Genomic DNA, 15,153 nt, shown 5'->3' on the forward strand with positions numbered 1-15,153 from the left:
CAGATTAACTAAGTATGAAATGCGACAACTAAAGGAAGAGGCTACCAGGCGGGGAATGAGCAAGTCTGAGTTGATCAGAAGCTTGATAGCTCGTTTAAGAGCACCTTTGTAATTTGGTCATCTACGTCCCTCCGATGACCCGCCTCATATCCTACGCTTAAAAGACGTGGGTTTTACGGCGCTTCTATAAATAGGCTTAGCCCATCCCAGAGAAACTTGAGTCCGCCCAACGCTTCATTGGTTAATTGACCCTGGGAACTTTGTGAAGATAACTGTTCAACGGGAAGCCCCCGTTGTCTTGCCCAAGCCATGGCACCCTCGAACATCTGCTGCAAGCGCTCCAGGTATTGGGGTGCCTTAGGTTCCACGATTTCCGCACTCAATAGCAGTGCGCCGATGGCTAACCCAACAACGCTAGCCAGGACTACCATGACAATGACCAAGCTAAGCCAATGGGGTAAGTGACGGTTAAGCCAACATTGCAGGGGATGAACTAACACCGCGATGAAAAAGGCAAACGCCAAGGGTATCGTAATCGCACTGGTTGCCTTAAGAGCCGCGATCGCTAGGATAGTGGCAATGATCGCCAGTAAAATTTGAATCGTTTTTCCCGATACGCGCATAGGCACTGCTTGAGCGATCTCACTATTGTTGGCAACGATGCCTTCCCCTGTCATCTACCTCAAGACTTGAGTTGAAAATGCTGATGCTGTAAGTATCTAAGTTGAATGTATCAGGGATAGCTCCCGAAAAGCGCAGGAATTCGTTACAAGATAGCTCCCGAAAAGCGCAGGAATTCGTTACAATATATATTGAGACTCAAAGCGGTGACTACGTTTGTTTTCAGTATTCATAGGTTTTTCCCCTAAAGTATTGACAGGCTGTTCTCCGAAATCTTGGCTCTCGACACACTTTCTGATTGGGGAGAACATCAATCGATGTCAATTTATGTAGGCAATCTCGACTACTCCGTTACCTCGGAAGACCTTTCCGAAGTCTTTGCCGAGTACGGTACCGTCAAGCGGGTTCATTTGCCGACTGACCGCGAAACCGGCCGCCTGCGGGGGTTTGGCTTTGTGGAAATGGGGACAGAAGACGAAGAAGCCTCAGCAATTTCTGAGCTAAATGGCGCTGAATGGATGGGTCGTGAACTCAAGGTCAATCAAGCGCGACCTCGTGAAGATGGTGAAAAAAGAGGCTCTTTTGGTGGTGGTGGCGGTCGTAGAAACAACCGCTTCTAGACTTTGAGTTGACTTTGGCGCTTATGTGTGAATCTACAGAAGCGTTTTGTTGTATTGATGGAGACATCCGAAATGGCTAAACGCCGCAATTTGAAAAAAGAGAAAGCTTCTCGCAACCAAGCTTATGCTCGACAGTTTCGCAAGAAGTCATCATCTTCTTCTTTCTCAAGAAACAAGCGTTATTTTGGGAATCGCGATAATAAAAGCGAAAATGAAGGTGAAGAACAAGAAACTGAGTAGTAATCACTCATAAGTTTTGTCTTGGGTCAAGTTAACCCGATAAAACACCGATCAAACAAGGGACAGGCTAGCTAACCTGTCCCTTTTTTTATTGGAATACTAATGAGTTGGCTGGGAAATAGCCAATCGCTGAACTTAGAAATTCATTTCAGCCGCTTGTACCTTCTCAATCTGCTTCTTCTTCAAGACGAGAAAGAGTTGAGAAAGCATAATTGCGCCAATGAAGACCATCAGCCACTTAATTCGAGTCGGGTCTTGTAAGACGATTTCACTGTCTACCTGACCAAATCCACCTACATTGGGATCGGTGGTTAAAGCCTCACCGGCTGCGATTTCTTGCCCTTGTGAAATCACTAATTCCGGTCCAGGGGGAATGGTATCCACAACTGTCCCCGCCTCAGGGGTTTGAATAGTTACTTCGTAGCCCCCTTCCTCCAATTTGGTAATTTGAGAAATTACACCGGCTTTCGATGCATTGTAGACGGTGTTGTTACTCTTATTACCTGCGGGATAAACCTGACCGCGACCTCGGTTTGCCCCAATGTGAACTGAGTATTTGCCAAAATAGACGTCTTTTTCCGTTTTGGGATTGGGAGAAAGAACGGGGAAAACAATTTCTTGATACTGTTCACCCGGTAGGGGACCGACAATGACTACATTTTCCTGATCGGCGCTATAGGGTTGGAAGTAAAGTCCGCCAACTTTTTCCTTTAATTCTTCAGGAATACGGTCTTCGGGAGCAATTTTAAAGCCATCGGGCAACATAACCACGGCACCCACATTGAGACCGCCCTTGGAACCGTCTCCTAAAACCTGTTGTGTGTCAAGGTCATAAGGAATTTTCACTACGGCTTCAAAGACGGTATCCGGTTTAATGGATTGGGGAAGTTCAACTTCTGTGGGTTTCGCGGCTAAGTGACAGTTAGCACAAACAATCCGTCCTGTTGCTTCGCGAGGGGTTGCTGGGGCAGTTTGCTGCGCCCAGAACGGATAAGCCGCAGCAGATTGGGGAAGGGAAATATCACTAATGAAGAAAAATGCCACAGTTGCCAAAGTCAGCAAGAGGGTTTGGGTAATGATCCGCTTGCTGCTTTTGTACATCACCGATAAAGAAGGTGTTCTCATCGCTTAAGGAAAAAATTCACAATTCAAAAATGGGCTATGTCATTTGCCAATCACCAAGGACAAATGACGAAAATAATTAAGTCCACCACGGATTGTCGCCCGTGCGGAAATCGGTTTCAGTCCACTGGGAGAAGGTGAGGGTATCGTCTTCGGTGACGTTGGCGTGAACTAACGCTAAAGACAACGGTGCCGGTCCGCGTACCACTTTGCCCTGACTGTTGTACTGAGAACCATGACAAGGACAGATGAACTTGTTCTCACTGGCATTCCAGGGAACAACACATCCGAGGTGAGTGCAGACGGCGTTGATCCCGTAGTCAGCAATCGCTTTGTCTTCGGTCACCACTACATAGGTGGGATCGCCTTTGAGACCTTGAGCCAAGGTGCGCTCGCCTGGGTTATGGCTGCCTAAAAACTCGCTCACCTTGATATCATTGCCCAAAGCATCTTTGGCACTGACACCACCGCCAGTACCACCACTCGATGGGGGAATAAAGTACTTGACGACTGGATAGAGGGCACCAACGAGAGTACCCGTAATCGTACCAAACGTCAAGAGGTTCATGAATTGACGACGCCCCATATCGGGGACATCTGGGGAGCCAGATACTTGAGCCATAACTGAATGCCTAAGGGTATATTTTTTTTAACAACTCTGGGATGATTCCCAGCATTTTCTTTACCCCGCTCCTTTTATGAAGAGGGATTCAACCGCGAGCAGGGTTGCCACAATCCTTATGTAAGTAAGGATTTACAGCTTAAGCTATGAGTATTATTACATTCTTTGTACCCTTCTCATAAATTGACCTCTCCTTGGTGTAACTAAGGATTCTCAGCAGATAGTTATGGACGGACTACAGTCACGTCCCTGCCTGTCTTATCTGGCTTAGAGTTCCAAGGACTATAGAAAGCCTTGGCTTGATTTCATGTAGACCTCGTAGGTCTTAGGCGGGTCAGGTTTGGGCTCCCTTCAAGCCCTCGGAACCTATAGCAGTGGGGTTCCTGACCCTTACCTTTGAAAAAGGAAGGCTGTTATCATCGTGCCTTTGTCAAAAAATGTAAACACTCAGCTAGGTAAGGGATCTATGACAGGACAACAGTTGCACCAAATCCTGCTCAGCAAGTGGGGACGCTCTTATGATATCCAGCTTCGGCGGACTCAAGGGAAAATCTTTGTTCAGGTGATGTGGAAGTACCTAGAGCAGAAGTCGTTTCCCCTCTCCGAAGCTGAATATTTAGAGCATCTGGACGCCATTGCCCATTATCTTCATGGTTGGGGTGCGGTTCCCCAAGTGCAAGAGTACATCGAGCAAACTCGTGAACGTCCCCGACTGGGGAAAGCTGTGAGTATTCCCATTGAGATGGGTGAGCGGGCGTCGGAATGGATGTTGGATGATTTTTAGGGGTTTGGTGACCTAGGGGTTTGGTCACCAAACCCCTACGAGCGGATGGGATTATGAACCGTGACGAGTTTAGTCCCATCAGGAAAGGTGGCTTCAACCTGAACTTCCTGCACCATCTCTGGTATCCCTTCCATGACCTCATCCCTTGTTAAAAGAGTAGTTCCATCACTCATTAACTCTGCCACAGTACGCCCCTCTCTCGCCCCTTCTAAAATAGCCGCAGAAATATACGCTACGGCTTCTGGATAATTCAGCTTGAGTCCGCGTGCTTTGCGTCGTTCCGCTAATAGGGCGGCGGTGAAAACCAGTAATTTATCTTTTTCCTGGGGTGAGAGTTGCATAATAACTTAGTCTGTTCCCTTCATTTCATTGATTTCAAACAAACTGATCATAACTCCAGCCAGAGGAATTGCCAGAAAAACTCCCAGAAGTCCGGCAACTCTCGCACCTACTAATAAAGCAAAGAACATGACAACTGGATTCATATCAAGTGAGCCTTGCATAATTCGAGGCATCAGCAAATTCTCTTCGACTTGTTGTAAAATTACACAAATTGCTAAAACAGTGATACTTAGCAAAATTCCTTGAGGTAACACAATTAATGCGACAATGGTAATCCCTAAAGTTGCGCCAATTGCCGGAATCAGATCAAACACTCCCGCGATCGCGGCTAAAACTAAGGCATAGGGAATTCTAAACAGTACAAAAATAACAAAGGCAGAAATGCCAAAAAAAGCTGATAGTAGAAGTCGTCCCCAAAAAAATCCTAAAAAGTTGCGTTGAATAGCAAGGCTTAGCTTATTTCGCAGGGGAGGGGGAAATCGTTGAAGAATGAAAGACCAAAGCCTTCCTCTATCTAGCAACATAAAAAATGCGACAACAGCAATCAATATAAGATTGACGAACTGGGTTAGTAACTCGGATAATATTGCTAAAATAAGGGCAATTCCTGCAAGGGTTTGATTGCGTAAAAACCCTTCAATTGCTTCGAGGTCAATTTGTAGATTCCATCTCTCCAAAAACCTCTCAATTTGTCCTCCTATAAATATAACTTGATCGATAATACCCGGTAATTCATTAATTAATTCTTGCCCTTGAGATAAGAGTGCAAACCCTATTGTAACCGTAAAAATAAAAACTATAATAATGAGAATTAAAAATACCACAACAACGGCAATAGTATGTGGTATAAAATGCTGCAACCATCTCACTGGATAGGTGAGCAAAAATGCTAATACTGCGGCTAATGCAAAAACAACTATAACGGTTTCAAAATAAACAATGACTTTAAAAAAAATCAATCCTAAAACAATTAAAAGTAAATATCGAATTAATTCACGGTTAGTTAAATTAATCATAAATATAATCGATTCAGTGGTGTTGAGTTCATTCTACATTTACCGAATAATCTAAAATTAGAATGACAGTTAAGGTGATCACTTTCTTGTCACATTTATCTTTTAAGATGAGTCTAATTTTCCTTGGATTGACGAGAAATTTTTCTGTGCAACCCAGTGGGGTGATTGGTGATAATGTTCTCTTTCTCGTTTAAGGGCAAAATTATCCCACCGATCCAACGAGGGTGCTGTCCTTTGAGACAGGGTGTAGCTTCCAGCGTTTTGGCTAAACTAGCCAAACTCGTGGTTGGGAAACATTGCGTCCTAAATAAGTAAGGCGCAGACATTGCCAAACCTGGGTAAACCAGTTTCGCACTTCTGTAGTTGATGAACCGCGATAACGGCATAATAATCCTTGTGCCTGAGTTTGGGTCACTCCCGCTTCTCCTTGGCGCTGGGTTGCTGTCCACAGGCTTCTGGCATTGTCTACTATCTCCGATGATACGGGTTGCCCAATCCAGATCAGAGTTCCGACAATTGGCTGTCCGGCTAATCCATGGGGACTATCAAGTACTGCTTCCCCGCCTGGTAACCACTGACGATCAATCCACAACGGACGTCCTTGCTGCCAAATTTCGCTATGCGATCGCCAATCCCCTTGTAAGAACCTCTCCTTCCTAGCAGTACGCCCAAACCGGGTAATTTCCCAGGCTAACCAACTGGCTCCCGGAGCTAATTCTACCGTCATCTGCTGCTGATAAACGGCACCATTAAATACAATCGTTTCCTGAGGTAACCATTCCAAACAAGCCCCGGCTTCGACGTGGATATGAATCTTTTGTCTGGCTCTTTGCCCATTGCTGCGATAGATTTTACTCGCCGCCGCTGTGGTAATCAAGGCTTGGGCATCTTCTTGCAGGTGGATGGTTTGAGATAAGCGATCGCCACCGACAATACCCCCGGCTGTATGTAATACTACGGTATGACAAACCCCTTGTCCTTCTGGGTAAAAAGGGCGCTGCACCTTCAGAGGGGAACCCACGCGATCGCGCACTAAGCGGGTTTTACCCTGATCATCGGCATAGACTAACTCTAAACTGCCCTGCCATCCCTTCTGTTGGGGGATTAGATCTTCAGATTGGGGATCAATGAATTGGTTTTCCACAATGGGGACAAAATTTTGCAGTTCTTATTTTTTGACGTCACTTGATTCTCGCTCCCTTGAATATTGACAAATGACGAATGACAAAATTTTTCAAAGTTTACGGAACGGTTCCCAATGCAAAACATCGTCCAACAATGTCCGGTAACCCATCACATTGGGATGAAGTCCATCTGTAGACAGTTGCTTTGTCCACCATTGTGTTCCCCGATTCATCCACATATCAAAAATATCCAGATAAGGAATCTGGCGTCTTAGACAAGCCAGACGGGTTGCTTCTTTGTAGCGATACTGATCAGCATGAGTATAGTAGAAGCAATCCAGAAAGGGCATTTTCGTTTCATCCACAGGAACCATCCCCACAAATAGAACGGGACATAAGCGCTGGGCTTGGTTGAGTAGATTTGCCAGTTCCTGCTCAAAGCTATCAAAGTCTGTATAATTCCGACCCGTGGAACGTCCGACACGGGCAGAATCATTCACGCCTACAGACAAAATTATGGCATCAGGGACGCGATTTCTCAGTTCACCCCGACGGCGAAACTCATGTTCAAGACGTTCTTCGACTTGCTTGACACCATCACCTCGGACGCCCAAATTGTAGAGGACATGACCGGGACTCTCTGGTAACATGCATTGGCGTCGCAGCCGTTCAACCCAGCCACCGCCTTCGGGATCACCAAATCCATAGATCAGGCTATCTCCCAAGACAACTAGTTTTAGGGGGTGTCCTGGATTTCCATGGGAAGGGTGAAGGCTAGGAGAAACGATGGTTTGCATAGACAATTGTAGTTCGTCTGGGGTTTGTTAACAAATCGATACATTTACACGAGTTGATACAATGTTACCTTATCGGAGGCTCACGCCATAGTCACTAGATTTCTGTGTTAGCTAAGCAGGATGTTAGCCAACGCCCAGTTAAGATTAATGGCACTGACAACAAGCGTGCATTTGGGGCGACCGACATTTAGTGTTTACCAACTAACTCATTGACGGTGAATACCAGGTAACTCAGTTTAGGGGAGATGACCGCATTGTTTCACCCACCTTCCCCGATCTAAATTTGACGGTTCAACAGGTCTTTCAGGCTGGGGAGTGATTTTTGATACAAAAAAATAGTGTAGTGGGGTTTTCTATAATTGCCTTAGCTAGATCTATCTTTAAGTAATGTACAACAAGTCAACCAACGAAAAAGTGACAGATAAACCAAATTTCCTGGTCAAAGAAAAAGAAAAAATGAAACTCGACAAAGGCAAACCCAAAAAACTGAAGAAGAAAGTTTACACACAGGAATTGCGTCGGTTACAGGTTGAGTTAGTCAAATTGCAGGAATGGATTAAACAAAAGGGATTAAAAGTCGTCGTTATCTTTGAAGGGCGGGATGCAGCAGGGAAAGGTGGTGCGATCAAGCGGATTACGGAATGCTTGAATCCCCGTGTGTGTAAAGTTGTGGCTCTGGGTACGCCCACAGAGCGAGAGAAAACCCAATGGTATTTTCAACGTTATGTGCCATATCTGCCAGCAGCCGGGGAGATGATCCTGTTTGACCGCAGTTGGTACAATCGAGCCGGTGTGGAACGAGTGATGGGGTTTTGCACGGATGATGAGTATCAGGAGTTTTTGCGATCGTGTCCAGAATTTGAATGCATGATTCAGCGAGCAGGAATTATTCTGATCAAGTATTGGTTTTCCGTAAGTGACGATGAGCAAGAACGTCGTTTTCGTCAACGCATGGAAGATCCAACCAAGCGCTGGAAACTTAGTCCGATGGATTTAGAGTCTCGCGCTCGCTGGGTGGAGTATTCTAAAGCTAAGGATGAAATGTTTGCCGCGACGGATATTAAGCAATCGCCTTGGTATGTGGTGGAAGCCGATGATAAAAAACGCGCCCGTCTCAATTGTATTTCTCACCTGTTAAGTCTGATCCCCTATAAAGATCTAACACCAGACCCAATGGAATTACCCCCCCGACAGCAGGAATGGGATTATGTTCGTCCGCCTATGTCTACACAAACCTTTGTCCCAGAGCTTTTCTAAGGTTTCGGTGTAGGGTGCTGGGGAGATGAGGGAGATGAGGGAAGGGAGCAACGAATAACGAATGATGAATGACAAATGACAAATGACGAATGACAAAATCCATTGACAGCGATCGCACCTGCTGCACATAATGGTGATTTGTGTAAACTTTAGCGCGTATAATAAACCCTTGGCTAACGTTGTTGTAATCGGTGCCCAATGGGGCGATGAAGGAAAAGGTAAAGTCACCGACTTACTAAGCAAGTCCGCAGATGTCGTCGTCCGTTACCAGGGGGGGGTCAATGCGGGACATACCGTGGTGGTTCAGGGTCAAACCTTTAAGCTGCACCTGATTCCCTCTGGGATTTTATATCCAGAAACAGAATGTATTATCGGTTCGGGGACAGTGATTGACCCCCAAGTCCTGATTGGTGAACTCGATCAGCTAGAGCAATTGGGCATTTCTACCCAAAAACTGCTCATTTCCGAAACTGCCCACGTCACTATGCCTTACCATAGGTTAATTGACCAAGCATCGGAAGAGCGACGGGGAGACCATAAAATCGGCACCACCGGTCGGGGAATTGGTCCAACCTACGCCGATAAATCGGAGCGCATCGGGATTAGAGTCGTTGATCTGATGGACGCTGATATCCTCCGCAAACAGCTTAATTGGACAATTAATTATAAAAATGCTGTTATAGAAAAACTCTATAATATACCTCCCCTAGATCCCGCGACCGTGATCGAGCAGTATCTAGCTTATGCTGAACGATTACGCCCTCATGTTGTTGACTGTTCCCTCAAAATCTATGATGCCATTCAACAACGGCGCAATATCTTATTTGAAGGGGCGCAAGGGACGTTACTTGACTTGGATCATGGAACCTATCCCTACGTCACCTCATCTAACCCTGTAGCCGGTGGCGCTTGTGTGGGTGCAGGGGTAGGACCAACGATGATTGATCGGGTCATCGGTGTAGCCAAAGCCTATACAACTCGTGTCGGTGAGGGACCGTTTCCCACAGAACTCCATGGCGAACTTGGACAACTATTATGCGATCGCGGCGCAGAATTTGGTACAACAACCGGACGTCGCCGTCGCTGCGGTTGGTTTGATGCGGTCATTGGTCGCTATGCGGTTCGCATTAATGGGATGGATTGTTTAGCGATCACAAAGCTTGATATTCTCGATACCCTAGAAGAACTAAAGGTTTGTGTCGCCTACGAAATCAACGGTCAACGCTGTGAGGACTTTCCCAGCAATGCGCGTCGGTTTGCTCAGTGTAAACCCATCTATAAAACTCTACCCGGTTGGCAACAATCCACCGTTCACTGTCGCGCATTAGAAGATTTACCCAAGCAGGCGTTGGCTTATCTAAAATTCCTGGCAGAACTGATGGAAGTTCCCATTGCACTCGTGTCTTTAGGTGCTAGCCGTGATCAGACTATCATCGTAGAAGATCCCATCCATGGACCCAAACGAGCCTTGCTAGATGCTAATGGTATCCCAGTAACATCGGGATAACTTGTCATTTGTCCTTTGTCATTTGTTCTTTGTCAAAACAATAGTGAGATTGGATTTGACTTTTGAACTGAACGATACATGTAGTCGCGGGAGGACATTCCGAGACTTAAAACGGACAGGGAGTGCGTGTAAGACCTTTTATGAGGCGGTGTGCGTAGAGCTGTCAACTCCCCAAAAGCGATCGTAAGGGTTTGGTTACCAAACCCCTACGGCGTGGTGAGGATGTCAACAACACCAACACTTGAACCAAAAGATTAACTATGGAAGTTAAAGTTGAATGTCAAAAGCGAGCCGAGGGAAGCAAACCCAAAGCCTTACGTCGAGAGGGTTTAATTCCAGCAACACTCTATGGTCACCAAGGAGCCGAATCAGTCGCGCTCACGGTTCCAGCTAAAGCCGCAGAAACCTTGCTCAAGCAGGCTGATATTAACCATACCCCAATTGAGGTCAACATTCCTGACCTACCTTGGAATGGAAAAGTGCTGCTGCGAGAAGTACAAACTCATCCCTGGAAACCTATCCTTTATCACCTCAGCTTTTTCTCTGTGGCAACTCAGGATACCATCCAGATATCCTTACCTGTAAATTTGGTCGGAACTGCTGTTGGAGTGAAGCAAGGTGGCATTGTAGAACATGTCATGACTGAACTTCAAGTCGAATGCGCTCCGAATAATATTCCAGAAACCATTGACGTTGATATCTCGAACTTGGATGTAGGCGCCAGCTTGCATGTTAACGAAATTGTCCTACCTGCAGGCGCTACTGCTATGGATGATCCACAACGACCGGTGGTTAATGTCCTCGGTGCGCCCACTATGGCGGCTGAACCCTCACAGGAACAGCAACCGACATCCCTGTTATCTGAATAAATTTAACCTGAGGGCAATTGCTTTTCTAGCCAGGGAACATAAGATTATCCCTGGCTTTTTTGTCATTAATCACTTGTCCTTTGATATTTTTAACTAAATTAAACGATATGTCACAAAGCACTATTTCAGATCTAATTAACCAAATGAAGCAACCGGATTTTTATCCTCATCCGGTTAAAACACCCATTGAATTGATTCAGACTCATGTATCTTACGTGTTTCTGACAGGGGATTATGCCTATAAAGTAAAAAAAGCCGTTAACTTTGGCTTCTTAGATTTTTCAACCTTGGAGAAACGACAACATTTCTGTTGGCAAGAGTTACAGATGAATAAACCCCAAGCACCGGAGATTTATCTGGACGTTTTGCCGATTACTCAAAAAGGCGATCGCTTTATTCTCGGAGATGACACTCAGCCTGTAGAATATGCCCTGAAAATGCGCCAATTCCCCCAGGAGGCACTATTTAGCACCAGGTTCGATCAAGGCAAATTGACAGCAACTGATATGGAGAACCTGGGACGAGTCGTGGCTCAATTCCATGCTCAAAGCCAAACCAATGACTACATCCGCAGCTTTGGTACACCTGCGAAGATTCGTGAAGCGTATGACGAAAATTATCAGCAAACGGAAAAGTATATCGGTGGACCGCAAACCAAAGAGCAATTTAAAGAAACTAAACAATTTAGCGATCGCTTTTTTGCCCAACGACAGGCGTTATTAGAGCAGCGCCGGGAAAATAACCGGATTCGGGAATGTCACGGAGATTTGCACCTGAGAAATATTTGCCTGTGGCAAGATAAGATTCAACTGTTTGATCGGATTGAATTTAATGAACCGTTCCGCTTTGTGGATGTAATGTATGATATTGCCTTCGCGGTGATGGATTTGGATGCGCGGGATGCCAAAGATTTGGGGAATGCGTTTCTCAATACCTATTTGGAGCAAACCGGAGATTGGGAAGGGTTACAGGTATTGCCATTGTACTTAAGCCGCCAAGCTTATGTGCGGGCGAAGGTTACGTCGTTCTTACTCGATGATCCGGCTGTTCCTGAGGAGACGAAGCAAGACGCCGCGAAAACAGCAGCGGACTATTATCGACTGGCTTGGGAATACACGAAAACGAATTCCGGACAAGTCGTGATTATGTCAGGGTTATCGGGTTCGGGGAAAAGCACAGTAGCGCGACAATTGGCGCAGCAGTTGGGGGCAATTCACCTGCGCTCCGATGCGGTACGTAAACATTTAGCGGGTATTCCGTTGGATCACAAAGGACCCGATGAACTTTATACCCCACAGATGAACCAGAAAACTTACGATCGCCTGTTAGAATTGGGTATTATGTTGGCACAGCAAGGCTTCCCCGTGATTCTCGATGCTAAGTATGATCGACAGGCATTTCGAGGGGACGCGATCGCAAAAGCACAGTCACATCAGTTACCCATACGGATTCTACACTGCACTGCCCCCATGGAAGTCCTTCGCGATCGCCTCTCATCCCGCACAAAAGATGTATCCGATGCAACGGCTGATTTGCTCACTCGCCAACAAGCCACGGCTGAACCCTTCACCGAGGCGGAACAATCTCTAGTCACGACAGTAGACACGACTCAAGATTGGCAATCACAGTTAGGGGTTGCTGAATAAGTATTGTGGTGAGAGGAGGGAACAGGGAACAGGGAACTACACCCTACACCCTGCCTCCTATTCAAGTAGCTTACCCGCCCCTTCAGCGACGTGACTAAGCGTGACATGCACAACCCGAATGCCCACAGCCAGCTCCGTTGGGATGACCGTTAGCGCAAGCATCGCTACAGTAGTATTTGCCGTCTTTTTGCACGGCTGAATCGGGACTTACCATGCACTCACAGGAGTCACAGGCACATTGGGTTTGAGTGGCAGTTGTCATTACTTCTCTCCAGAATAGAGTTTGACTCAATATCTGAACAGGTCTTCAGATATTTTTTTTATCGTAACACCTGAATAGTCGTTCAGATGTTAAATTTCTCTTAAGGTCTACCTCAAGACGATAAGTTACTCTGTGATTAAAAACTGCCAAAACCCTTGATGTACCGTAGGAGGGGCATCGTCACCAGTCTTACTCCGCAAAATCCCTGACAAGGGTTTCAGGCATTTTTACTCTTTCCCTTACCAGGGAAAGGTTTTCAGTCCCTAGATGGGGTATAAAATGTCTACGTCCCACTATAATAATCAGCCCATGCAGAAGGGGTTTCAGTTGAGTAAGTCAATGTTTGTATATAATTGAAGCTGTAAGTCATCGGATAAAAGTTTTTGGTGTCAAAGATCAACGCTATTTATTTTTGTATCTTGACCTAGTAATGCTTATTCTATGTCCGATAACTTAAAACAGCGCTCGGCTTTGGAGTCTTATTTAATCGAAAAAATTCAAAAAAGCAGAAGAAATAAACAAGGGGTCTATTCCTTGACTTGTAAACGTCTCACCAACTCATCAAACGGTTGCCAATTATCGTCCTGATCAATCGCTGCCCAAACCTCTTCAATAACAGGTCGTAGTAATGCGGTTTTCGGATTCTTCTCCTGTAACCGCTCAGTCATTTTCTCCAACTCATCTGTTGACAAATCCTGCAATATATGGTGGTATAATTCGCACCAATTGGCTAACAACACTTGCTGTTCAGCCGACTGGCAAAACGAGACCTGATCAGAAATTTGTGAGACATCATCGCGCCAAGTGGGGTGAAACTGCTGGGTCAATTCGGTGAAGAAGGCATGATATCCTACCTGAGTTTCCTTTAACAACTCAATCGTCCTCTTCAATAACTCATTCCCTTGTGGTTCATTCACTTGCTCAAATCCCAGCTTATTCAGCATCAACTGTCGATAAGCTTGATGATAGTGTTCGTCATAAGCCGCTAACCCAGCTTCCATATCAGCAACCGGAATCACCATGCCTAACGGCTGCTGCAACATTTCTAAATTCAACCGACAAATACTCGGTTGATTGCCATAACAATAGCGTCCATAATAGTCGAAATACGCCGCCGTGAACACAGGATTATAGGTGGGGATAAAAGCATAGGGACCATAATCAAAGCTTTCCCCCGTAATCGACATATTATCCGTATTTAAAACAGCATGACAAAAGCCAGCTGCCATCCATTGAGCAACTAACTCTGCCACTCGTTTCACTAACTCTGCATAAAATTGGCGATATTGCTCAACTCTATCCTTCTGTTGCAATAGATGGGTGTAGTAACAGTCAATGACATGATCAAGCAGCGTTTTGATTAAATCCCCACGTTTAAAATAGCGCAACCGTTCAAACGTGCCAAACCGGATATGAGAACGACTCATCCGTACCATCACCGATGAACGAGTTGGAGATGGTTCATCCCCTCGCCACAACTGTTCCCCGGTTTCAATCAAACTTAAACAGCGAGAGGTACGCACACCCAAACTATGCAACGCTTCCGCCGCGAGAACTTCCCGTACTCCACCTTTGAGCGTCAATCGACCATCAGCTCCCCTAGAATAGGGAGTTGTCCCGGAGCCTTTCGTGCCAAAATCATAGAGTTCACCGTCCGTTCCCCGCACTTGACCATAGAGAAACCCGCGACCATCTCCCAATCTGGGATTATATTCGCCAAACTGATAACCGTGATAGCGCAAGGCTAAAAAGGGTCGTATACCCACAAACTTACCAAAAGCCTGGATGAAATCACTATCTGCTACCCTTTGCGGGTCTAACCCTAAAATTGGCAGCAGTTGGTCATTGCGGAACCGCAGGTGATGACAGGGGAATTCGGCGGCGGCGACTTCATCAAAATAGTCATAGCCGAGGGATTCTAAGGCTCTTTCGTATTCTAGGGAGAGAAACATATTGATGTTGGTCAGTTGAAGCTAAATGTAGGAGAGTACATTTATAATAGTCTCCTGCTGCTCGGCTATGTGGATAATCTAGCCCATTGGCAGTATTCTAGTTACCGTGAAAGCTTGGAATAGTTTCTCTACCGTTGAGCAATCGGAAAGTCACGCCTAAACCTGAAATAACAGGTTCTCAAAAAAAGAGGGAGTCATTGGGGTTGCTCGTGGGTCTTAGGAATCCGTCATCTAAGGTTAAATATGTTCAATTGGATTTGTTTAATCTGAAAACGGAATGGGAAACAGGGTGAAACCTGCTTCCAGAATCTAAAACTATAGCGTTAGCTTAGTTTTATTTTTTCAATAACTGTTGAACTAAATCCTGGAATG

Annotated in this window: 17 protein-coding genes and 2 pseudogenes; 10 read left to right on the forward strand and 9 right to left on the reverse strand. The window is 45.7% G+C overall.

The window, feature by feature from the left end; genetic code table 11:
• Positions 1-112, forward strand: a 112-nt coding sequence (locus tag ACLGGO_RS23655; RefSeq protein WP_446421151.1) for a ribbon-helix-helix protein, CopG family, incomplete at its 5' end; no start/stop codon positions are given.
• Between the two features lie 61 nt (positions 113-173).
• On the opposite strand, the gene ACLGGO_RS23660 is transcribed toward ACLGGO_RS23655, so the two are convergent.
• A complete protein-coding gene (locus tag ACLGGO_RS23660; protein ID WP_446421138.1) occupies positions 174-677 on the reverse strand; it encodes an AI-2E family transporter in 504 nt (167 codons plus the stop codon).
• 261 nt (positions 678-938) lie between these two features.
• Between ACLGGO_RS23660 and ACLGGO_RS23665 the strand changes: the two genes are divergently transcribed.
• Complete coding sequence (locus ACLGGO_RS23665) at positions 939-1,241, forward strand: RNA recognition motif domain-containing protein (protein ID WP_446335075.1); 303 nt, start codon at positions 939-941, stop codon at positions 1,239-1,241.
• A gap of 72 nt (positions 1,242-1,313) precedes the next feature.
• The gene (locus ACLGGO_RS23670) at positions 1,314-1,481 is read left to right on the forward strand and encodes a hypothetical protein (RefSeq protein ID WP_446335076.1); all 168 of its coding nucleotides are present in this window, start codon (positions 1,314-1,316) and stop codon (positions 1,479-1,481) included.
• 135 nt (positions 1,482-1,616) lie between these two features.
• Here ACLGGO_RS23670 and petA read toward each other — a convergent pair whose 3' ends face one another.
• Positions 1,617-2,606: a cytochrome f gene (gene petA / locus ACLGGO_RS23675; RefSeq protein ID WP_446335077.1), complete on the reverse strand. Its 990-nt coding sequence runs from the start codon at positions 2,604-2,606 to the stop codon at positions 1,617-1,619.
• 76 nt (positions 2,607-2,682) lie between these two features.
• Positions 2,683-3,225 (reverse strand): cytochrome b6-f complex iron-sulfur subunit, encoded by a 543-nt coding sequence (gene petC, locus ACLGGO_RS23680; protein ID WP_446335078.1) that lies wholly within the window; start codon positions 3,223-3,225, stop codon positions 2,683-2,685.
• Positions 3,226-3,691: 466 nt separating this feature from the next.
• Here petC and ACLGGO_RS23685 point away from each other — a divergent pair, with 466 nt between their 5' ends.
• Complete coding sequence (locus tag ACLGGO_RS23685) at positions 3,692-4,009, forward strand: DUF3067 family protein (RefSeq protein WP_446335079.1); 318 nt, start codon at positions 3,692-3,694, stop codon at positions 4,007-4,009.
• 35 nt (positions 4,010-4,044) lie between these two features.
• Here ACLGGO_RS23685 and ureA read toward each other — a convergent pair whose 3' ends face one another.
• The 4 genes from ureA to ACLGGO_RS23705 all read right to left on the reverse strand — a co-directional run bounded on the left by ureA (position 4,045) and on the right by ACLGGO_RS23705 (position 7,288).
• On the reverse strand, positions 4,045-4,350 hold the full coding sequence (gene ureA, locus ACLGGO_RS23690; protein ID WP_446335080.1) for an urease subunit gamma: 306 nt from the start codon (positions 4,348-4,350) through the stop codon (positions 4,045-4,047).
• Positions 4,351-4,356: 6 nt separating this feature from the next.
• Positions 4,357-5,367 carry an AI-2E family transporter gene (locus ACLGGO_RS23695; protein ID WP_446421139.1) on the reverse strand — a complete coding sequence of 337 codons (1,011 nt, stop codon included), beginning with the start codon at positions 5,365-5,367 and terminating at the stop codon, positions 4,357-4,359.
• Positions 5,368-5,632: 265 nt separating this feature from the next.
• Complete coding sequence (locus tag ACLGGO_RS23700) at positions 5,633-6,511, reverse strand: urease accessory protein UreD (RefSeq protein ID WP_446421140.1); 879 nt, start codon at positions 6,509-6,511, stop codon at positions 5,633-5,635.
• A 90-nt stretch (positions 6,512-6,601) separates the two neighbouring features.
• Positions 6,602-7,288, reverse strand: coding sequence for a GDSL-type esterase/lipase family protein (locus ACLGGO_RS23705; RefSeq protein WP_446335087.1), 687 nt, complete (start codon positions 7,286-7,288; stop codon positions 6,602-6,604).
• 205 nt (positions 7,289-7,493) lie between these two features.
• On the opposite strand from ACLGGO_RS23705, the pseudogene ACLGGO_RS23710 reads away from it, so the two are divergent.
• From ACLGGO_RS23710 to ACLGGO_RS23730, 5 genes and pseudogenes are all read left to right on the forward strand, one after another.
• Positions 7,494-7,607, forward strand: a pseudogene (locus tag ACLGGO_RS23710) (Uma2 family endonuclease); the annotation flags it as partial.
• A gap of 137 nt (positions 7,608-7,744) precedes the next feature.
• Positions 7,745-8,545: a polyphosphate kinase 2 gene (gene ppk2 / locus ACLGGO_RS23715; protein ID WP_446335141.1), complete on the forward strand. Its 801-nt coding sequence runs from the start codon at positions 7,745-7,747 to the stop codon at positions 8,543-8,545.
• Between the two features lie 169 nt (positions 8,546-8,714).
• Entirely contained in the window at positions 8,715-10,052 is a 1,338-nt protein-coding gene (locus tag ACLGGO_RS23720) for an adenylosuccinate synthase (RefSeq protein WP_446335088.1), read from the forward strand.
• Between the two features lie 260 nt (positions 10,053-10,312).
• Positions 10,313-10,921 carry a 50S ribosomal protein L25/general stress protein Ctc gene (locus tag ACLGGO_RS23725; protein WP_446335089.1) on the forward strand — a complete coding sequence of 203 codons (609 nt, stop codon included), beginning with the start codon at positions 10,313-10,315 and terminating at the stop codon, positions 10,919-10,921.
• A gap of 107 nt (positions 10,922-11,028) precedes the next feature.
• On the forward strand, positions 11,029-12,567 hold the full coding sequence (locus ACLGGO_RS23730; protein WP_446421141.1) for a bifunctional aminoglycoside phosphotransferase/ATP-binding protein: 1,539 nt from the start codon (positions 11,029-11,031) through the stop codon (positions 12,565-12,567).
• Positions 12,568-12,661: 94 nt separating this feature from the next.
• Here the strand turns inward: ACLGGO_RS23730 and ACLGGO_RS23735 are convergent, their stop codons facing one another.
• Complete coding sequence (locus ACLGGO_RS23735) at positions 12,662-12,829, reverse strand: metallothionein (RefSeq protein WP_446335091.1); 168 nt, start codon at positions 12,827-12,829, stop codon at positions 12,662-12,664.
• Positions 12,830-13,287: 458 nt separating this feature from the next.
• On the opposite strand from ACLGGO_RS23735, the pseudogene ACLGGO_RS23740 reads away from it, so the two are divergent.
• Positions 13,288-13,347: pseudogene (locus ACLGGO_RS23740) on the forward strand (PEP-CTERM sorting domain-containing protein); the annotation flags it as partial.
• A 9-nt stretch (positions 13,348-13,356) separates the two neighbouring features.
• Here ACLGGO_RS23740 and ACLGGO_RS23745 read toward each other — a convergent pair.
• Positions 13,357-14,781 carry a protein adenylyltransferase SelO gene (locus ACLGGO_RS23745; RefSeq protein ID WP_446421142.1) on the reverse strand — a complete coding sequence of 475 codons (1,425 nt, stop codon included), beginning with the start codon at positions 14,779-14,781 and terminating at the stop codon, positions 13,357-13,359.
• Positions 14,782-15,153: the final 372 nt, after the last annotated feature.

Origin of the sequence: Coleofasciculus sp. (assembly GCF_046565525.1) — a bacterium.
GTDB lineage: Bacteria > Cyanobacteriota > Cyanobacteriia > Cyanobacteriales > Coleofasciculaceae > Coleofasciculus.